19 protein-coding genes are annotated in these 18,725 nt (G+C 68.4%); 9 read left to right on the plus strand and 10 right to left on the minus strand.

All coding sequences use genetic code 11. The features are described from left to right. Nucleotides 1-35 precede the first annotated feature (35 nt). Nucleotides 36-746, minus strand: coding sequence for an outer membrane beta-barrel protein (locus AAF430_13885; protein MEM7411323.1), 711 nt, complete (start codon nucleotides 744-746; stop codon nucleotides 36-38). Between the two features lie 234 nt (nucleotides 747-980). Between AAF430_13885 and AAF430_13890 the strand changes: the two genes are divergently transcribed. Both AAF430_13890 and AAF430_13895 read left to right on the plus strand, forming a co-directional pair. Then, nucleotides 981-2,192, plus strand: a complete 1,212-nt coding sequence (locus AAF430_13890) for an acyl-CoA dehydrogenase family protein (protein ID MEM7411324.1) — start codon at nucleotides 981-983, stop codon at nucleotides 2,190-2,192. Between the two features lie 52 nt (nucleotides 2,193-2,244). Next, nucleotides 2,245-3,384: an acyl-CoA dehydrogenase family protein gene (locus tag AAF430_13895; GenBank protein ID MEM7411325.1), complete on the plus strand. Its 1,140-nt coding sequence runs from the start codon at nucleotides 2,245-2,247 to the stop codon at nucleotides 3,382-3,384. Nucleotides 3,385-3,406: 22 nt separating this feature from the next. Here AAF430_13895 and AAF430_13900 read toward each other — a convergent pair whose 3' ends face one another. Both AAF430_13900 and AAF430_13905 read right to left on the minus strand, forming a co-directional pair. Next, nucleotides 3,407-4,669 (minus strand): IPT/TIG domain-containing protein, encoded by a 1,263-nt coding sequence (locus tag AAF430_13900; protein ID MEM7411326.1) that lies wholly within the window; start codon nucleotides 4,667-4,669, stop codon nucleotides 3,407-3,409. Between the two features lie 169 nt (nucleotides 4,670-4,838). Beyond that, nucleotides 4,839-5,582, minus strand: a complete 744-nt coding sequence (locus AAF430_13905) for an MlaA family lipoprotein (protein ID MEM7411327.1) — start codon at nucleotides 5,580-5,582, stop codon at nucleotides 4,839-4,841. 75 nt (nucleotides 5,583-5,657) lie between these two features. On the opposite strand from AAF430_13905, the gene AAF430_13910 reads away from it, so the two are divergent. Then, entirely contained in the window at nucleotides 5,658-7,073 is a 1,416-nt protein-coding gene (locus AAF430_13910) for an NAD(P)H-binding protein (GenBank protein MEM7411328.1), read from the plus strand. Here AAF430_13910 and AAF430_13915 read toward each other — a convergent pair. From AAF430_13915 to AAF430_13935, 5 genes are all read right to left on the minus strand, one after another. After that, nucleotides 7,070-7,540, minus strand: a complete 471-nt coding sequence (locus tag AAF430_13915; GenBank protein MEM7411329.1) for a nuclear transport factor 2 family protein — start codon at nucleotides 7,538-7,540, stop codon at nucleotides 7,070-7,072. The two genes, AAF430_13910 and AAF430_13915, sit on opposite strands and share 4 nt — an antisense overlap. A gap of 34 nt (nucleotides 7,541-7,574) precedes the next feature. Next, nucleotides 7,575-8,021 carry a cyanase gene (gene cynS / locus AAF430_13920; GenBank protein MEM7411330.1) on the minus strand — a complete coding sequence of 149 codons (447 nt, stop codon included), beginning with the start codon at nucleotides 8,019-8,021 and terminating at the stop codon, nucleotides 7,575-7,577. A gap of 13 nt (nucleotides 8,022-8,034) precedes the next feature. Continuing rightward, complete coding sequence (locus AAF430_13925) at nucleotides 8,035-8,868, minus strand: ABC transporter ATP-binding protein (protein ID MEM7411331.1); 834 nt, start codon at nucleotides 8,866-8,868, stop codon at nucleotides 8,035-8,037. Nucleotides 8,869-8,881: 13 nt separating this feature from the next. After that, entirely contained in the window at nucleotides 8,882-9,760 is an 879-nt protein-coding gene (locus AAF430_13930; GenBank protein MEM7411332.1) for an ABC transporter permease, read from the minus strand. A 64-nt stretch (nucleotides 9,761-9,824) separates the two neighbouring features. Then, nucleotides 9,825-11,159, minus strand: a complete 1,335-nt coding sequence (locus AAF430_13935) for a CmpA/NrtA family ABC transporter substrate-binding protein (protein MEM7411333.1) — start codon at nucleotides 11,157-11,159, stop codon at nucleotides 9,825-9,827. A 333-nt stretch (nucleotides 11,160-11,492) separates the two neighbouring features. Between AAF430_13935 and AAF430_13940 the strand changes: the two genes are divergently transcribed. After that, the gene (locus AAF430_13940) at nucleotides 11,493-13,052 is read left to right on the plus strand and encodes an SBBP repeat-containing protein (GenBank protein ID MEM7411334.1); all 1,560 of its coding nucleotides are present in this window, start codon (nucleotides 11,493-11,495) and stop codon (nucleotides 13,050-13,052) included. On the opposite strand, the gene AAF430_13945 is transcribed toward AAF430_13940, so the two are convergent. Beyond that, nucleotides 13,049-14,710: an isovaleryl-CoA dehydrogenase gene (locus AAF430_13945; GenBank protein ID MEM7411335.1), complete on the minus strand. Its 1,662-nt coding sequence runs from the start codon at nucleotides 14,708-14,710 to the stop codon at nucleotides 13,049-13,051. The two genes, AAF430_13940 and AAF430_13945, sit on opposite strands and share 4 nt — an antisense overlap. A 118-nt stretch (nucleotides 14,711-14,828) precedes the next feature. Between AAF430_13945 and AAF430_13950 the strand changes: the two genes are divergently transcribed. The 3 genes from AAF430_13950 (at nucleotide 14,829) to AAF430_13960 (ending at nucleotide 16,707) form a co-directional block, all read left to right on the plus strand. After that, nucleotides 14,829-15,821 carry a haloalkane dehalogenase gene (locus AAF430_13950; GenBank protein ID MEM7411336.1) on the plus strand — a complete coding sequence of 331 codons (993 nt, stop codon included), beginning with the start codon at nucleotides 14,829-14,831 and terminating at the stop codon, nucleotides 15,819-15,821. A 65-nt stretch (nucleotides 15,822-15,886) separates the two neighbouring features. After that, nucleotides 15,887-16,267: a carboxymuconolactone decarboxylase family protein gene (locus AAF430_13955; GenBank protein MEM7411337.1), complete on the plus strand. Its 381-nt coding sequence runs from the start codon at nucleotides 15,887-15,889 to the stop codon at nucleotides 16,265-16,267. Next, complete coding sequence (locus AAF430_13960; protein MEM7411338.1) at nucleotides 16,264-16,707, plus strand: DUF2255 family protein; 444 nt, start codon at nucleotides 16,264-16,266, stop codon at nucleotides 16,705-16,707. Before AAF430_13955 ends, AAF430_13960 begins: the two co-directional genes overlap by 4 nt. A gap of 4 nt (nucleotides 16,708-16,711) precedes the next feature. On the opposite strand, the gene AAF430_13965 is transcribed toward AAF430_13960, so the two are convergent. Continuing rightward, nucleotides 16,712-17,668, minus strand: a complete 957-nt coding sequence (locus AAF430_13965; protein MEM7411339.1) for a dienelactone hydrolase family protein — start codon at nucleotides 17,666-17,668, stop codon at nucleotides 16,712-16,714. A gap of 100 nt (nucleotides 17,669-17,768) precedes the next feature. Here AAF430_13965 and AAF430_13970 point away from each other — a divergent pair, with 100 nt between their 5' ends. Then, complete coding sequence (locus tag AAF430_13970; protein MEM7411340.1) at nucleotides 17,769-18,368, plus strand: TetR/AcrR family transcriptional regulator; 600 nt, start codon at nucleotides 17,769-17,771, stop codon at nucleotides 18,366-18,368. A gap of 52 nt (nucleotides 18,369-18,420) precedes the next feature. Next, nucleotides 18,421-18,725, plus strand: a 305-nt coding sequence (locus tag AAF430_13975; protein MEM7411341.1) for a hypothetical protein, incomplete at its 3' end; no start/stop codon positions are given.

Genomic DNA, 18,725 nt, shown 5'->3' on the forward strand with positions numbered 1-18,725 from the left:
GCCCGGACGGCGCGGACTGGGACCGATCCCGCCGTCTAGAAGCGGAACGACACGCCGGCCACCGCGTGGTGGACGGCGAGGCGGGTGGCGAGGCGCACGTCGATGTCCGGGCCGAAGTCGAAGTCGACCTCGTCGTCGAAGTCGAGGTCGACGCGGGTGTACCGGTACTCGGTGAACACCGCGAAGTTCGGGTGGAACTGGAAGGCCATGCCGCCGCGCGCGTCGAACCCGACGTCGAGCTTCGCGTCGACGAAGTCCTCGAAGATCTCGAAGCGCGAGAAGTCGGCGTTGGCGATGGTGACCGTGAAGCCGGGTCCGATCGCCCCATAGGGTTGGAGTTGTCCGTTCGGGAACTCATCGCTGGTGAGCAGGGGCAAGCGCAGCATGAGCAGCGGCGTCACGGGGACCGCGAGCAGGTCGAGCTTCGCGATGTTGTCGTCGCTCGCCGAGTAGAAGGAGAAGTCGAGCCCCACGCCCAGGAACTTCGCCCAGCCCGGGAACCAGTAGCCGCCGCGCAGGCCAAAAGTGGACGAGGCGTACTCGTAGTCGGTCCGGCTGCGGGTCAGCACCGGCAGACCCAGGTTGTTGCAGCCGGTGCAGCGGAGGGTGTCGTTCTCGGCGAAGGACGGCCCGGCGTAGCCTTCGACGAAGAACTCGGCCGAAGCGAGCTGTGGCAACGCCACGGCAAGCAGCAAGCCGAAGAGCGCGAAACCGCGGCGCCGCCGCCGAAAGTCCTCGCCTCGCATCGATCGCCGTCGGGCTCCAACCATGACCACCCCCTTGGCGCGCTCGTGGAAGCTAGCACCTCGCGCCTACGCCCATCTCGGAACGGGGCCGAGCGGGCCCGTCTGGAACTCTGTCAGGGTTCCTGTCACAATGTGGGCGCGCCGCGGCAGGCCCGGCTTGCCCCACCGACGCCGCCCCCCCAACGGCCCCAAGCAGGGAAATCCTGCCCGTGGGACCCGCACGAGGAGACCGCTTTGAGCACCGAAGACGCCGCTCTGGCCACGTTCCGCGAACAGATCCGCAGCTGGCTGCCCGAGGTGTGTCCGCCCAGCCTGAAGCCGGGCTCGGACACGACGCCCTCGGCGGAAGACCGCCAGGCCTGGCTCGAGGCCTTCGCCGAGCGGGGCTACACGACCCCGACCTGGCCGAAGGAGTACGGCGGTGGCGGGCTCTCGAAGCAGGAAGTCGCGGTGCTGAACGAGGAGGTCACCCGCTTCGGCGTGATGCCGCCCGGGGTGAGCTTCTTCGGCACCGTCATGCTCGGGCCCGTGCTCCTCGAGTTCGGCAACGAAGAGCAGAAGCAGAAGCACCTGCGCGACATCACCTTCGGCCGCGTGCAGTGGTGCCAGGGCTACAGCGAGCCCGGCGCCGGCTCGGACCTCGCCGGCCTCCAGACCCGCGCCGTGCGCGATGGCGAACAGTTCATCGTCAACGGCTCGAAGATCTGGACGTCGATGGCCGACCAGGCCGACTGGATCTTCTGCCTCGTGCGCACCGACCCCGACGCGGCGAAGCACGATGGCATCAGCTTCCTGCTCTTCGACCTGCACCAGCCGGGCGTCACGATCTCGCCGATCCAGCTGATCAGCGGGCAGTCCGACTTCTGCCAGGTCTTCTTCGAAGACGCGAAGGCCGAGGCCTCGAACCTGGTCGGGCCGCTGAACGGCGGTTGGACGATCGCGAAGCGCCTGCTCCAGCACGAACGACAGACGCTCTCGGGCGGCATGCCCGGCGGCGAGTCGCCGACCCCGAAGAAGGGGGGGGCCTCCGAGGTTCCCGCGCCGACCAGCCCGCTCGCCGAAGACGCGCGCGCCTACCTGGGGACCGAAGGCGACCGCCTCGCCGACCCCGCCCTGCGCGATCGCATCGCCCAGTACGAGCTCGACAAGCTCTGCTTCGGTCTCACCCTGAAGCGCAACGGGCAGGAAGCCAAGGCAGGTCAGGGCACCAGCGCCGCGAGCTCGATGTTCAAGCTCTACGCGAGCGAGATGAACAAGCGCCGTGGCGAGATCCAGATGTCGACGCGGGGCGCCGCGGCCCTCGGCTGGGAAGGCGAAGGCTTCAGCAGCAACGAAATCATGGAAACGCGCGGTTGGTTGCGCTCGAAGGGCAACTCCATCGAGGGCGGCACCAGCGAAGTGCAGCTCAACGTGATCGCCAAGCGCGTGCTCGGCCTGCCCGACTAGGCCGAAGCGCCCTACCGCCCCATCCCACCCCACCGCGAACGAGAGAATCATCATGTCCTTGGTTTTGACCGAAGAACAGACCCTCCTGAAGGAAACCGCCGCCGAGTTCGTCCAGGAGAAGTCGCCCGTCACCCACCTGCGCGAGCTTCGCGACAAGAGCGACGCCACCGGCTTCTCCCGTGCTCTCTGGAAGGAGATGAGCGAGCTCGGCTGGGCCGGCATCCTGATCCCCGAAGAGTACGGGGGCTCGGGCCTCGGCCTGTCGGAGATCGGCGTGATCCTCGAAGAGTGCGGACGCACCCTCGCTCCCTACCCGCTGCTGTCGACCGCCGTGCTCGGCGCGAGCGCGTTGGCCCTCGGCGGTAGCGACGCCCAGAAACAGGCCCTGCTTCCGGGCGTGGCCCAGGGAGAGACCCTGCTGGCCCTCGCCCACCAGGAGAAGCCGCGGTTCGCGCCCTACGACATCGCGCTGAACGCAAAGGCCACCAGCGACGGCTTCGAGCTCACCGGCGAGAAGCGCTTCGTCCTCGACGGCCACGTCGCCGATCGCCTGATCGTGGTGGCCCGCACCTCGGGCAGCGTGGGCGAGCGCGAGGGTCTCACCCTCTTCCTGGTCGATCCGAGCGCCAGCGGCGTCGGCGTGTCGCGCACGAACATGGTCGACAGCCGCAACGCTGCGAACGTGCGCTTCGAGAACGTGGTGGTCACCGCCGACGACGTGCTCGGCGACGCCGACCGCGGGGCCGACCTGCTCGATGCGCTGATCGAGCGCGGGACGGCCGCCGTGTCGGCGGAGCTGCTCGGCCTGATCCAGGAGGTGTTCGATCGCACGGTCACCTATCTGAAGACGCGGGATCAGTTCGGCGTGAAGATCGGCACCTTCCAGGCGCTGAAGCACCGGGCCGCAAACATGTTCTCCGAGGTCGAGCTCTCGAAGTCGATCACCATCGATGCCCTGCGCGCCGTCGACGAGGAGCGCCCGTTCCGCGAGCGCGTCGTCTCGGCGGCGAAGGCGCGTACGTCGGACACGGCCGAGCTCGTCACCCGGGAAGGACTGCAGATGCACGGTGGCATCGGCATGACCGACGAAGAGGAGATCGGCCTCTTCATGAAGCGCGCGAAGGCGGCCGAGGTCACCTTCGGCGACGGTGGCTTCCACCGGGACGCGTTCGCGAAGGCCACCGGCTTCTAGTCAGGCCAGTAGCGCGGCCCCTCTACTGCTCGAAGCAGTAGAGGGGATGGAACCGACTACAGCGCACGTCGGGGAACCCGGCGGGCGCCGAGACCTGCCAGTCCGGACTGCCGGCTCCGATGTCGCCGAGCGTCCCGTTCAAGACGATGGCCTGGCTCGTCCAGTCCTCGCAGTCCTCGGTTGCGGGGTTCACGCTGCCGCCGCCCGTGCGGGCAAAGGTCTGGGTGGCGGCGTTGCCGAACTCGTCGCGTGCGGGGCCCGCCTCGAGCGCTTCGGTCGCGAAGGGCACGTCGTCGACGGTTCGGAAGGTCAGCGCGGAGAAGGCGGGGAGCCGGTCTTGGGGGTTGCTGAAGGAGTCGGCGATCCACGCGAAGTAGGATCCCGAGACCCCCGCGTTGAACGCCGCCGTCGCGCAGATGGCATCCGCCCCGGCGGTCCCTCCGAGCAGCCCGTTGAACGTCCCGCTCGTGACGAACGCGCGGAGCACGCGCGCGACCGGGTAGCTCGCCGCACTCGACTCGCCGTTCCCCAGGCTCACGGTCACCGCGGCATCGCCCGGTGGGAAGGAACCCACGCTGACGTCGAAGGAGGTGGGCGTCACATTGAAGGGCGTGGGCGTCGCCGAGCCGAACACGACGTCGAGACCGGGCTGGTCGAAGTTCGTCCCTTGAATCGTCACGACCACCGACACGGCGTCTTCGTCGAAGCGGGTGGGCGAGAAGCCGGTCACCTGAGGCGTGATCTGGTTCGGGTCCGTTCCGGCAGCGACCTCTGCCGCGTCGTCCATGCCGTCGCCATCGTTGTCCGGATCGATGAAGTTCGCGCGGCCGTCGAGGTCGACGTCGGCGAGCCCCTCGATTGCGTCACTGTTCGCGAGGCCGTTGCCGTCGTGGTCGAAGTGAGCGAAGACCTGGGCGATGAAGGCCGGGGCGACCCCGGCGACGGACTCGACGCGCTCGGCAGTGTCGGCCCGAACCGCATAGGGCACGGCGAGCAGGGGCCGTCGCGGCGTGAGTGTCTCGCCCTCCACCGTGATCTCGAGGTAGAGGAATCCTCCCGCCAACACCTCGGGCGTCAGCGTGACCATCGCGCCCAGGGTCACGGCGTAGATGCCGTCGGACACGGACACGCCCGCGTGGCTCTCGGTCCACACCGCGTTGCCCGCGCTCAGCGCGTCGAAGAGCGTGAGGTCCAGGTCGACGACGCCGTTGACGGGCTGGCCCGTATCGTCGAGGAGCAACCCCTGGAAATCGACCTGGCCCGGCACGACGGCCGAGGCGGCCACGGCGCCAAGGAGCCCCAAGCACAAAACGAGCCCACGAGCGCTCCGCGCCAAGCGCCTTGCGCAGGCACTCGGCGAAAGGGCTGCCAAAGTGTGTCTTCGCTCGCGGTAGGACATCCGAGCCCGCCAATCGAGCGATCAGGCTACCACGAGGCGGGATCACAGCGGGGTGTCAAGCGCCGGGAGGCGCGGGCGGTCGGGTGTAGCCGCAGGTGCCGTAGGAAGCGCTGGCCGCCACCTCCTCGGCGCTCGGGGGCACGAAGGCCGGCTCGTCGCGCACCTGGCGCAGGCGATCGCGGCGATAGGCCGTGCGCAGGTAGACGTAGGGGTCTGCATCGGGCGCGTCGCGCTCCCGGGCCCGGGCGATCGCGCGCAGCTGCTGGGGCCGCGAGGAGTGGATGGCGAGCTGGGGCAACAGGATGTCCGCGGGCGCAAACGCGAGATCGAGTGTCACCGTGGTCGCCTCCCCGGCACTCGAGGGCCCGAGCACGGGGAAGTAGACATACGGCCCGAACGGAATGCCCCAGGTGCAGATCACCTGACCGAAGTCCTCGTCATGCGGGTCGAGGCCGAGCCATTGCGCCACGTCGACGAAGCCCCCGACTCCGGCGCTCGAGTTGACCGCCAGCCGTGTCAGGTCGACGGCGGCGTCGACCGGACGCCCCTGCAAGAGGTTGGCGACGAAGGGCTTCGGCGTCGCCAGGTTCCGAAAGAAGTTCCCGAAGCCGAGCCGCACGACGTCCGGAAGCACCGCGTCGGCGCTGGCGTCGAGGCCCGCCGAGATCTGGTTCGGACCGAGGTCTTCGAGGCCGTGCGAGACACGGTTGAGCGGCTCCAGCGAATCGACGCGCGTTCGCGGCCCCACGCAGGCCACCAGGGTGGCGGCGAGCAGAAGACAGGCAAGCCGCTGGAACACGCCGCGAACCCTAGCGCGCGGCGGCTGCGGGGAAACGCGGATGGCCGTGATTCCCGGCGGCTCTAGGCTCTCTCCATGGCCGAAGACCACGCGCTGTCGTCACCGCCGCCGACTGCCGACGCCGCCAGGCCGCGGGTGGCGGTGAGCGGCGCCACCGGTTTCGTCGGCGCCTTGCTCTTGCCCGCGCTCGAAGGCGTCACCGAGCCGATCGCGCTCTCGCGACACCCCGACTTCGAGACCACGGGCGACGTGCACTGGCGCCGCTGTGATCTCTTTTCGCTGCGCGAAACCGAAGCGGCCCTCGAGGGCGTCGACGTCGCGGTCTACCTGGTCCATTCGATGCTCCCCACCACGCGGTTGACCCAGGGACGCTTCCAGGACCTCGACCTCCTGCTCGCCGACAACTTCGCCCGGGCCGCCGCGAGTGCCGGCGTGAAGCGCATCGTGTATCTGGGTGGTTTGATCCCCGAGGACGACGCGAGCTTGTCGGAACACCTCGAGAGCCGGCGCGAGATGGAGCGTGCGCTCGGCGCCCACGGCGTGCCGGTGACCACGCTGCGGGCCGGCCTGGTGGTGGGTGCGGGCGGGTCGTCCCTCCGCATCCTGCTGCGGCTGGTCGCGCGCCTCCCCCTGATGGTGTGTCCGGGCTGGACGGGGATGCCGTGTCAGCCGATCGCCGTCGAAGACATCGTCGCGCTCTTGCGCGCCTGCATCCTGCACCCGGACACCGCCGGCGAGACCTACGACGTGGGCGGTCCCGACGTGCTCTCATATCGCGCGATGATGCAGGAGACCGCGCGAGTCATGGGGAAACGTCGACTCTTCTTTCCCCTGCCCTTCTTTACGCCGGCCCTGTCGCGGTTGTGGGTGACCCTGGTGACGCGCACACCCCGGGCGCTCGTCGCGCCGCTCGTCAAATCCCTTCGCCATCCGATGGTCGCCGGGGATCGGCGCCTCCAGGAGCGCTTCGGGGTCCCCGGGCGCCCGTTTCGCGCATCCCTCGAACAGGCGGTCCGCGAGGAGGGCTATCTGCGCGAGCCCACGGCGCGCGCCGTGCACCGGCTGCCCCTCCCCGTCGGTCGCGACGCCCGCTGGCTCGCCGACGAGTACGCGCGCTGGCTCCCGCGCTTCCTGCGGCCGTGGATCCGCGCCGAGCAGCGGGGCGGCGTACTGGAACTCGGCTTGACCGGGGTCGACCGACCCTTCCTTGCCCTGCGTTACTCGGCCGAGCGCAGCAGCCCGAACCGAACCCTCTACGAGATCGTCGGCGGGATGCTCTCGCGTGGCGGGCCCCATCACGGCATCCCGCGGCTCGAGTTCCGGGTGACGCGCGAGGACGAAGAAGCCCTCGCCGCCGTGCAGGACTTCCAACCGCGCCTGCCCTGGCGCATCTACGCGAGCACCCAGGCGCCGCTGCACCACTGGGTGATGCGCTCCTTTGCGCGCCACCTGGCACGGGTACGGGCCGAAGCGACGCCGGGATCGGTCTAGAGCCCGAGCTCGGTCAACCCCGGGTGATCGGTCGGTCGGGGCCCGCTCGGCCAATGGAACAAGCGCTCGGACTCCGCGATCGGAAGATCGTTGATGCTCGCGATCCGGCGCCGCATCAGACCCGCCTCACTGAACTCCCAGTTCTCGTTTCCGTAGGCGCGAAACCAACTCCCCGAGTCGTCGCGCCACTCATAGGCGAAGCGCACGGCGATGCGATTCTCGCGGTGCGCCCACACCTCCTTGATCAAGCGGTAGTCGAGCTCCTTCTTCCACTTGCGCTCGAGGAACGCCTGAATGGCGGGGCGCCCCGAGAAGATCTCCGCGCGGTTCCGCCACTGGCTGTCGACGGTGTAGGCCTGCGCGACGCGTGCCGGATCGCGCGTGTTCCAGGCGTCTTCGGCCGCTCGCGCCTTCTGCGCCGCAGAATCGGCGTCGAAGGGCGGCAGCGGAGGCCGCGTCTCGGTCATCGCCTGCCCCCGCGACGAGGGGCTCGTCGCGCCATCACCAGTTGCGGTAGGGCAGGAACTTGCCGTTGTAGGTCACGACGACCCGGTCCCCCTTCGGGTCCTCGACCTTCTGGATGTCCAGCTCGAAGTCGATCGCGCTCATGATCCCGTCTCCGAACATCTCGTGGATCACGGACTTCATCGCGGTGCCGTAGACCTGGGTGATCTCGTGGAAGCGGTAGATCAGCGGATCCACCGGAACGGTCGAGTCGAGCGAACCCTTCAGCGGGAACTCTTCGAGAGCCTCCGCGACCTCGGGCCCGAGCCCGAGCAGCGACGTGAGCTTCGTGGCGTACTCGGAGGGCACGCTTGCCTGCCCCATCACCGCGGCGGCGATCCAGACCTTGTCGCGTCCCACCTCGGCGGCGAGGTCTTCCCAGGTGACTCCTTTGGTCTTCTTCGCCTCGAGGATCTGACGCGTCGCTTCCTTCTTTTCGATCATGGGGTCTCCCGATTCATGCGGCGGGCGTCGCGCTCGCCGCGAGGTTCGTGGGGTGTCGCTTCGCGCGAGACAGCAGGAAGTGCAGGATCTGGCTGCGGAGCTGCATGTACTCGGGGGTATCGATCAGCTTCTCGCGGGTGCGCGGGCGCGGGATGTCCACCTCGAGCAGCTCGGCGACCTCCGCCTCGGGGCCGTTGCTCATCAGCGCGATCCGGTCCGAGAGCAGGATCGCCTCGTCGACGTCATGGGTGACCATGAAGACGGTGCTCCCGGTGGCTCCCCACATGCGGATCAACTCCTCCTGAATCACGCCGCGCGTGAGCGCGTCGATCTGCGCGAAGGGCTCGTCGAGCAACATGACCTTCGGCTCGACCGAGAACGCGCGCGCGAGCCCGACCCGCTGGCGCATTCCGCCGCTGAGATAGGCCGGCTTCTTCTTCTCGGCACCGGCCAACCCCATCATCTCGATGTACTTCTGGGTGTGCGCGGCGATCTGCTCCTGGCTCCAGTCGCGATGGGCCGCCTGCACAGCGAGCCGGACGTTGTCACCCGCTGAGTACCAGGGCATCAGCGCGAAGGACTGGAACACGACCATGCGATCGAGCCCCGGCTTCGTGACCTCTTTGTCCTCGAGGATCACGACGCCGTTGGTGGGCGACTCGAACCCGGCAATGATGTTGAGCAGGGTGCTCTTCCCGCAGCCCGAGTGACCGATCATGGTCACGAACTCACCCTTCTTTATCTGCAGGTCGACATCGCGAAAGACGCAAAGCGAACCGCTGGCACCGCGCTCGGACTGCTCGAGGGGGTACACCTTCTCGAGACCTTCGATCTGCAGATACGACACCTCCCGAGACCCCCTACTCCGGATACGTGACCAGGCGAGACACCTGGGTGAAGAGACTGTCGAGGGTGATCCCGACGACGCCGACGACCAGAATCGCGAACACCACCCCGGAGATGTCGAGGTTGTTCCACTCGATCCAGGTCAGGTACCCGATGCCCAGCTCGCCGAGCAGCATCTCCGCTGGCACCACGGCCACGAGTGCACTGCCGAACGCGATGCGCAGCCCGGCGATGATCGCGGGGGCGGCACCCGGCAAGACCACCTTGTAGAGGCGCTCGAACCAGCCCAGTTCGAGCAGGCTCGAGACGCGGAGATAGTCGGTGCGGATCGAACTGACGCCGAACGCCGTATTCGCGACGGTCGGCCACAGCGCGGCCATGAACACCACGAGAATCGCCGTCCAGGTGGGATCCTGAACGCTGTAGAGCAAGAGCGGCATCCAGGCGAGCGGCGAGATCGGTTTCAGGAGCTGGATCAAGGGATTCAGTGCCTTGAACAGGATTGGCGAGAGGCCGACGGCCACCCCGAGCAGGATCGCGACCACGGAAGCCGCGAAGAAGCCGGCCGCGAACCGCAGCACCGTGTAGAAGACCAGGTGAGCGACGCCGTGGTCGTTCGTTCCCTTCTTGTGGAACGCCTCGGAGAGCTCGGCGTACGCCTTCTCTCCCACCTTCCATGGCCCGGGAAGGCCCTGGGCCTTGTCCGGGTTGTAGACGTAAGCGCCGTCTTCGGTGCGGACGATGTCTCCGTTGAACTCCATCAACATCAGCTCGTCGTCCGACTTGCCGCTGGCGTCGAAGCTCGGAGCCAGCGTCGCCATGTGCCAGACCAGCAAAGCGATTCCGACGATGACCACGGTCAGAATCCGCGCGCGATACGGGTCCGGAAGCATGGATGGCTAGGCCTTTCTGATCCGTCCGGGTCTGCCCGCGTCACGGGCAGGCGACACGGCGGAACTAGGAGAGATTGCTGATCGGGAAGCTCTTGACGTACTCCTCGGGCTTCATCGGATCGAAGGTCTTGCCCATGATTACGTGGGTGGTGGCCGTGTCTCCGTAGCTCTTGTAACCGAGCTCCTCCGAGATCTCGGCGCACTGGGTCGCCAGGTACACCTCCTTGGCGACCTTCTGGTAGTCGAACTCCTTCTCGACGTGCTTCCAGCGTTTCATCTGGGTGAGGATCCAGACCGCCATCGAATGCCAAGGGAAGGGGTCGAAATCGATGCGATCCGGGACGTTCTGGATCCCCCCCAAACCGTCGGCGAAGCGCCCCGTGAGCACCTGCTCCAACACGATCACCGGCTGGTTCAAGTAGTTCTTGGGCGAGATCGCCTTCGCGATGTCCTTGCGGTTGCTCTTGTCCTGGGCGTAGTGCGTGGCGTCCACGATGGAGCGGAAGAGTGCGATGAACGTGTTCGGGTTCGTCGCGGCGAACTCCTTCGAGATCGCGAAGGCACAGCAGGGGTGCCCCTCCCAGATTTCCTTCGAGAGCTTGAAGATGAAGCCCGCGTTCTCGTAGACCGCCCGCTGATTGAACGGGTCGGGCGCGAGGTAGCCGTCGACGTTGCCGGCCTTCAGGTTCGCGACCATCTCCGGCGGCGGGACCACGCGGATCTGCACGTCCTTGTCCGGGTGGATCCCGCCCTCGGCCAGGTAGTACCGGAGCAGGTAGTTGTGCATCGAGTACTCGAAGGGCACACAGAAGCGGAAGCCCTTCATGTCCTGCGGCCCCTTCACACCCTTGTGCTTGTTGGCGAGGGTGATGGCCTGGCCGTTGATGTTCTCGACGGCCGGCATGTAGTAGGGCACTTCCTTCGAGCCCGCGCCGAGGCTGATCGAGAGCGGCATGGGGCTCAGCATGTGGGCGGCGTCGACGTCCTTGTTGATCGACCAGTCGCGCACCATGGCCCAGCCCGCGGCCTTGCGAACCTTCGCATTGAGACCGTGGCGTTTGTAGAAGCCGAGGGGCTCGGCCATGATGATCGGCGTTGCGCAGGTGATCGGGATGAAGCCGATCGAGAGGTCCGCCTTCTCGATGGGCCCGGCGGCTTCCTTCACCATCGCTTTCGCGTCTTCGACCGGGAAGAACTGGCTGACCATCGCGAGCACTGCGCTCGAACCGAGCGCCTCGACGAAGCGTCGACGGGTCAGATCGCCGCCCAGTGCCGCATTCAACACCGAGCGTTCGATGAACTCGTCGATCCGTGATTCGGGTGCCTGATCCCTGCCGTCGCTGTGCTCGCTCGCGTCCCAACACGCATCGGTGTGCACATGCTTGTCATCGTGGCTCATCGGACCCCTCCTTCGCGCCGCGGCTTGCGCGGTCACCGATATGCAAGAGCAAGCAACGTGCCAAGGAGAACGCGGGGGCGACCTGCGCGCGGAAGGACGCGCGTGAGCAAGAGTGCACCTCCTACGGAACGAGGAGGCACAGCCAGGCAGGAGTCATCGCACCGCCGAGCCTTCGGCAGGAGGGTGACACTGCCTGGTTCATGGGCATGGAGCGCGAACACCGGGTCGGGGTGTGCGCGTGTATGCCCAGAACGCGCCGGGCCAACCCGTTTGCTTCTTCCCCGCAAGACGTAGAGAATGGCGTCCAGCAGCAGCAGCGGAGGCAGAGCGACGATGCAGTTTCGAGCAGCAGTGGGAACGGGCCCGTTCAGGGCATTCGAGGGATGGGCCGGGAAGGCCGTGTGCGCCGTGGCGCTCAGCCTGGCGCTCGCCTCCGCGGCACAGGCCCAGTTCGGGTTCGGCCTCGGCGCCGGCCAGGCGGACGCGGGAGAAGACGTCGCCGTCGACAGCAACGGCAACACGACCCTCATCGGCTCGTTCCGGCAGACCGTCGACTTCGATCCGGGCGCCGGCACCGCGAACCTGACAGCGGTCGGGAACGAGAACTTCGTGGCCAGCTACGGGCCGACGGGCAACTTCCGGTATGCCTTTGCGCTGGGGGGCTCGAACGCCGTGGTCCCCGAGCGGGGAATCGCCGTCGACGGTTTCGACAACATCTACGTCACGGGCTGGTTCTCGGGCATCGTCGACTTCGACCCGGGCGCCGGCACCGCGACCCTCGACTCGAGCAGCGGCAACCTCTTCGTCGCGAGCTACACCTCGGCCGGCGCCTTCCGCTACGCGTTCAACCTCGACAGTGGGGTGAACGGCGAGCAGGGATCCGACATCGCCGTCGACCCGGCGGGCAACAGCTACGTCACCGGCTTCTTCTCGGGCACGATCGACTTCGACCCGGGCGCGGGCTCGAGCCCGGCCACGTCCGCCGGCGTCAACGACATCTTCGTCGCCAGCTACGACACCCTCGGCGGGCTGCGCTTCGGCATCGGTGTAGGTGGCACGCTCGCCGACGAAGGCCTCGGGATCGCCGTCGACACCGCGGGCAACAGCTACGTGACCGGGTCGTTCACCGGCTCGGCCGACTTCGAACCCGGCGCGGGTGTCACCACCCTGAACGCCGTCGGCGCCCGGGACGCCTTCCTCGCCAGCTACACCGACGCAGGAGCGCTTCGCTACGCGCTGAGCCTCGGCGACTCGACGACGGACATCGGGAACGGAGTTGCCGTGGACGCCAGCGGAAACGCGCTCGTGACCGGCCAGTTCGAAGGCTCCGTCGACTTCGATCCCGGAGCGGGAACCACCACCGTGACCTCGGCCGGCGGCGGCGATGCCTTCGTCGCGAGCTACACCACCGCAGGTGCCTTGCGCTTCGCGTTCCCCCTCGGCGATATCGCGGTCGACCGCGGCTTCGATGCCGCCGTCGATGGCGCCGGGAATTTCTACGTCACCGGCGAGTTCAACAACGCGGTGGACTTCAACCCGGCGGGCGGAACGGCGATCCTCAACCCGTCGGGCGCCGCCCAGGCCTACGTCGCCAGCTACACCAACACGGGTGCCTACCGCGTCGCCTACTCCACCTCGGGTGTGTCCACGGCGACCGCACGCGGCATCGGCCTGGCCCTGGACGCCAGCGGCCGCTCCCACGTGATCGGGACCTTCCAGGGAACGATCGACGTCGACGTCACCGCGGGCACCGAGAACATCAGCTCCGTCGCCGACGACATCTTCTTCACGAACTTCGTGCTGTTGCCCCTGGTGCCGAGCCTGGGCCCGTGGGCAGCCGCGCTGTTGGTCGTGTTGCTCGGGGCGAGCGGAGCGCTGCGCCTGCGGCGCTAACCGCGCTCGACCGGAAGTGCCCGCTCGAGGAGCGGCGCCGTATCCACGCCTGCGGGCAACGCGCCGAAGGTCTGGGCCGGTGCGCCGATGCGGGCCGCGACGAAGGCGTCGGACACCGCCGACGGCGCGCGCTGCAGGAGTACCGACGCCTGCAGCGCCTGGGCAAGCCCTTCCACGAGGGAGCGTGCCCGGCGCTCGATGTCTTCCGGCTTCCGCAGGTCGGCCTCGAGCCGATCGACGTGGGCGTCCAATGCCGCGTCGGTGCCCTTCGTGCGGCGCAGCTCGCCGAAGAGCGCCGTGACCGAGTCGGGCTCCCGCACCATGGCACGCAGCACGTCGAGGCACATCACGTTCCCCGACCCTTCCCAGATCGCGTTCACCGGCGCCTCGCGATAGAGCCGCGGCAGGATCGACTCTTCGACGTAGCCCGCGCCGCCCAGACACTCCATCGCCTCGTAGATCATCGACGGGGCGCGCTTGCACACCCAGTACTTTCCGATCGCCGTCGCGATCCGCGCGAAGGCGCGCTCGCCCTCGTCTTCTTCCGCGTGGTCGAAGGCCTGGGCCAGGCGCAGCATCAATGCCGTGGCCGCCTCGACTTCGAGCGCGAGGTCCCCGAGCACCGACTGCATGAGCGGCTGGTCGAACAGCCGCTTCCCGAACACCGCGCGCCCACTCGCGTGGTGGAGCGCCTGGGCCAGCGCCTGACGCATGAGACCCGTACTGCCCGAGACACAGTCGAGTCGCGTGTGGTGCACCATCTCGAGGATCGTGCGCACGCCGCGTCCTTCTTCTCCGAGGCGCCAGGCGTGGGTGCCCGCGTACTCGATCTCACTCGACGCGTTCGAGCGATTGCCGAGCTTGTCCTTCAGGCGCTGGATACGGATGGCGTTGCGGGTGCCGTCGGGCAGGACCCGCGGCACCACGAAGCAGGTGATGCCCGCGTCGGTCTGGGCCAGGGTGAGGAAGGCGTCGGACATCGGCGCCGAGCAGAACCACTTGTGGCCGACCAGGCGGTACTCGGTGCCGTTCGATGAGGACGCCGTCGGCGTCGCCCGCGTCGTGTTCGCGCGCACGTCGCTACCGCCCTGCTTCTCGGTCATCGCCATCCCGATGAGCACCGCGGGCTTCTCCGGCGCCGGCCGCAGCTCCGGCTGGTACTCGGTGCCACACAGCCCGGCGTCCCAGGCCGCCAGCACCTCGGGGTCGGCCGCGAGCGCGGGCCGCGCGGCGAAGGTCATGGTCAGCGGGCAGCAACTCCCGCTCTCGACCTGGCTGAGCATCGAGTGGAGCGCGCTGCGCGCCACCTGCCCGCCCGCGCGCCGGTGACGCCAGGGCAGGTTGTGCACCTCGTGAGCCATCGCGCGCCGCATCACCTCGTGCCAGGCCGGGTGGTACGCCACTTCGTCGATGCGATGTCCGAAGCGATCGTGGGTGCGCAGCTCGGGTTCGTGGCGGTTCGCCTGGTGACCCCACTCCCGGAACTCGGCCGACCCGCACAGGGCACCGAAGGCCACCAGCTTCGCTTCCGCCCAGCCCGCGCCCATCGCTGCGGTGCCCTCGCGGAGGGCGACGTCGGAGGTGAACAGGTTGATGTCTTCGAAGGCCGTGGCCTGGTTGGTGACGGTGTGGGTGGCGTAGGCGTCGATCTCGCTCACGGAGGCCTCCTCGGCGTCCGCGCGGGGCGCGGTTCGCGAGATATGTTCGCGAACCGATCCCGGCGGCGCTAAGCGGTCTGGCCTCTCTTTGGTCCCGCCCGCCCTCTCTGGAGCTGCCATGCCCCCCTGGAATCTCGTCGTCCGTCGCGCCCGCGTCGCCGCGCTCGGACTCAGCCTCACCGTTGCGGCCACCAGCTGCGCGGTGCATGCCCCGCCGGCCGAACCCTCCGCGTTCGCGCGCGCGAAGCAGCGTGTCACCGTCGAGGGCGTCGAGATGGCCTACATCGAGCGCGGCGCGGGGCGCCCGATCGTCTTCCTGCATGGCAATCCCACGTCGTCGTACCTCTGGCGCAACGTCTGGCCCCACGCCGAACCCCATGGTCGGGTGCTGGCCCCCGACCTCGTGGGCATGGGCGACTCGGCGAAGCTTCCGCCGCGCACTCCCGACGGGGCCGACGGGCGCTACCGCTTCGTCGAACATCGCCGCTATCTCGAAGCCTTCCTCGCGGCCGTGAGTGGCGACGACGACGTGGTGCTCGTCGTACACGACTGGGGTTCGGCCCTCGGCTTCGACTGGGCGCGTCGCTACCCCGAGCGGGTTCGCGGCATCGCCCACATGGAGGCGATCCTGCGTCCGGCGCGCTTCGGCGACATGGCGTTCAGCCAGTCGCTGCTGTTTCGCGCGATGCGCGGCGGGCTGGGCGAGTGGCTGATCCTGCGCCGGAACTTCTTCGTCGACTCGCTGGTCCCGCGGCTCGTGATGCGCGAGCTCAGCGAAGCCGAGCTCGCCGAGTACCGGGCCCCCTATCGCGCCGCGGGGGAGGACCGACGGCCGACCCTCACCTGGCCGCGCGAGATTCCGATCGACGGCACGCCAGAAGACACGCTCGAAATCGTCGAGGCCAACCTCGCCTACCTGCAAGACAGCCAGACACCGAAGCTCTTCGTCCGCGCCGAGCCCGGGGCGCTCGTCCGCGGGAAGACCGTCGAGCTCGCGCGCGGCTTCCCGAATCAAACCGAGACCGTCGTCGCCGGGCTGCACTACGTCCAGGAGGATTCGCCGGACGCGATCGGGGAGGCACTTTCCGCCTGGCTCGAGACCCTTCCCTAGGCCGCTGGACGCAGTGGAACGAACTCTGCGATTCTGGGCGCGATCCGACCACGAGGAGACCGCCCGTGCCCGACGACGACCAGCGAACCCGCGCGCTCGAGGTGATGGCGCAGCTCTTTGGCGGAGGCATCCAGGGCGAGAAGATGCCCGCCCGCGACCTGGCACCCGAGTTCTTCGAGCTGGCGAGCACGGCCTGCTTCGGCGGGTTCTGGTCGCGCCCCGGGCTTGCCATCAAGGAGCGCAGCCTCGCCACGGTGTCGCAGCTGGCGGCCCTCGGGCGCACCGACGAGCTGAAGATCCACCTGCAGGGGGCGCGCAACGTGGGCTGGACCGAGGGCGAGCTGATCGAAGTCTTGATGCAGACCTCGCAATACGCGGGGATCCCGGCGGCCGTGCAGGCACTGAACGCGGCGGCCGAGGTGTTCGGCACGGGAGAGCCGTCGTGAAGCTGCGAGCGCTCGGGTTCGGAGTGGCGCTTCTGCTGTCACTCGGCTGCGCGTCACCGCCGCTCGCCACCGAGCCCATCGATTGGGACGACGCCGACGAAGCCTGGTCGATCCTCGTGGTGACGACCGAGCCCGACGGCGGCGATCGCGTCACCCGCATCTGGCTAGCGATGGAAGGCGAAGAAGCCGTGCTGCGGACGGGGGACAGCAGCTGGTGGGCGAACCTGCAACGCAACCCGCGCATCCGCGTGCGTCACGACGACATCGAGTATCCCTTCGCCTTCCGCCAGGTCACCGACGCGGACGAGAAGGTGCGCATCGACGAAGTGTTCCTCACCAAGTACGGCGGCTGGGAACGCATGCTGTTTCCCCAGGAACGCGGCGAGACCCACGAGAACTACGGGCGGCTGCTGCCCGTCGCCGCAGGCAGCGGGTACTGAGGCGTTACGCCTCCAGCGCGCTGCGCCAGAACGCCAGCATGTCTTCGTCGAACACGGGCGCGAGGTCTTCGCGCCCGGCGATGTGGGCGCCCTCTCGACCGAAGCCGGCCTTGATCGCGTAGACCATCAGGTCGCGATCGACGAGCTCGGGGTCGGCTGCGTTCGTGACCGGGTGGATCATCGCGCCATCGTCGGCGAGGTAGACGGTGGGCGCCGCCGGTGCGACGCGTGCGTCGGGAAGCGCCTCGAAGGGCGTGGCGCGATCGAAGCTGTGGTGGGCGCCGTCGACGATGCGCAGCGTGGCGTCGCCCCCGGCCAGGGTCATGGCGTGCACGTGGGCCTGGACCTGCTGCACCGAACACCAGTCGTCGCGATCACCGATGATCGCGCGCACCCGCGTGCCGCCGAGCTCGGGACGCTCGAACTGGTGCCCACTCCACGGATAGGCCGCGTAGACCGCGCGTAGCTTCGGGGCCGGATGCGCCGCGGCGAAGGGCACGGCGGCCGCCGTGAGCACGGCCGATCCTCCCCGGCTGTGACCCTGGGCGCCGATCCGGGTCGCGTCGATCTCGGGCCGCTCCGCCAACGCGGCCGCGGTCACCAACACGTCCCAGGCGCTGGCTGCGAAGGAGTACTGGGTCTGGTTCGCGATGGTGGACGTCACGCTGCGCGCAAGGAAGGGCTCGATCGGACAAGCGGCGATCCCGGCCTCGACCAGGAGCTCGGACTTCGCCAGGTGCGAGGGGGCGAGGCCCAGACTCCCCGGCACCACGATGACCACGGGGAAAGGACCGTCGCCGTCGGGGACGAAGAGCGTCCCGGGGAGGGGAAAGGTCGCCAGCGACGTCCCCTTCGCAATCGCCTCAGCCGGGTTCTTCGGGTTCGCCGTCGCGATCTGGAGCGGCGTGCCGGTGCGACCGCCGGGCAGTCGGATGTCGTGCTTCGAAGCCGTCGATGCCACGCGATTTCCTCCAGTGGGCGCTCACGATACGGCCTGGGGGGCCTCACGGGATTCGGCTTTTTTCGTTGTCTTAGTTTAATTTACTAAGTACATTATTTCCGTGGGTCGCCATCCCCTGACGCACGAGGAGATCGAGGCCGAGCGGGCGCGGGTCGTCCAAGCAGCGGAGGCCCTCTTCGCCGCCCACGGCTACGAAGGCGTCACGCTGCGCGCACTCGCCCAGGCCCTCGGCCGCAGTCACACCGCGGCCTACCGCTACTTCGAGGGCAAGGCCGAGATCTTCGCGGCCACCCGCATCGCCGCCTACCGCCGCTTCGCCGAAGCCCAGGAGCAGGCGCTCCGCGCGACCGACGATCATCGCGAACGGCTCTCCCGCCTGGGCGAGTCCTACATCCGCTTCGGGCTCGAATCGCCCGACGCCTACCGATTGATGTTCGAGCTGAAGCGCCTCGCCGACTCCGACGCCACGCGTGAAGCCGAGGACCGCGCCTGGCAACCGCTCCGGGATGCGGTGAGCGATGCGATCGACGCCGGCGACCTTCAGGGAGATCCCGACGTCGTCGCCCACCTGCTCTGGGCCGGACTCCACGGACTGCTCTCACTGCACCTGGCGGGGAAGCTCCGCCACGGCGTCTCGTTCGAGGATCTCGCCCAACCCATGCGCACCATGCTGCGCGTCGGGAATCTCGGAACGCCTTGACGAACCGCGCGCCCCCGCCCGACGGGCGGACCCCATGCAAAGGGATCGCCACATGCACGATCAGCAATCGAAGGGCGCGGAACACGAGGTCGCGAAGCGTCCCGGCTGGTACAAGTTCGCGTTCTTTCTCGGGCGACCCCCCGAACTGACGGCGCGCCAATGGCGGGTGCTCGGCCTGGTCGCGATCGTCTCGCTCTTCGAGCAGTACGACGTCTACCTCTTCCAGCTGAACCTCAAGCAGATCCAGGCCGATCTCGCGATCGCGGAAGGCAGCCTCGGCTACCTCGGTTCGATCGTGCGGCTCGGCGGCGTGCTCGCGCTGCCGATCGCGCTGGCCGCCGACCGCTTCGGACGGCG

The organism is Myxococcota bacterium (assembly GCA_039030075.1).
GTDB lineage: Bacteria > Myxococcota_A > UBA9160 > UBA9160 > SMWR01 > JAHEJV01.

Bases quoted from the DNA above. Each gene is read 5' to 3' on its own strand.
- AAF430_13885 (MEM7411323.1), bottom strand. From the start codon at position 746: ATGCGAGGCGAGGACTTTCGGCGGCGGCGCCGCGGTTTCGCGCTCTTC.
- AAF430_13895 (MEM7411325.1), top strand. From the start codon at position 2,245: ATGTCCTTGGTTTTGACCGAAGAACAGACCCTCCTGAAGGAAACCGCC.
- AAF430_13910 (MEM7411328.1), top strand. From the start codon at position 5,658: ATGGCCGAAGACCACGCGCTGTCGTCACCGCCGCCGACTGCCGACGCC.
- AAF430_13915 (MEM7411329.1), bottom strand. From the start codon at position 7,540: ATGACCGAGACGCGGCCTCCGCTGCCGCCCTTCGACGCCGATTCTGCG.
- cynS (MEM7411330.1), bottom strand. From the start codon at position 8,021: ATGATCGAAAAGAAGGAAGCGACGCGTCAGATCCTCGAGGCGAAGAAG.
- AAF430_13930 (MEM7411332.1), bottom strand. From the start codon at position 9,760: ATGCTTCCGGACCCGTATCGCGCGCGGATTCTGACCGTGGTCATCGTC.
- AAF430_13935 (MEM7411333.1), bottom strand. From the start codon at position 11,159: ATGAGCCACGATGACAAGCATGTGCACACCGATGCGTGTTGGGACGCG.
- AAF430_13940 (MEM7411334.1), top strand. From the start codon at position 11,493: ATGCAGTTTCGAGCAGCAGTGGGAACGGGCCCGTTCAGGGCATTCGAG.
- AAF430_13950 (MEM7411336.1), top strand. From the start codon at position 14,829: ATGCCCCCCTGGAATCTCGTCGTCCGTCGCGCCCGCGTCGCCGCGCTC.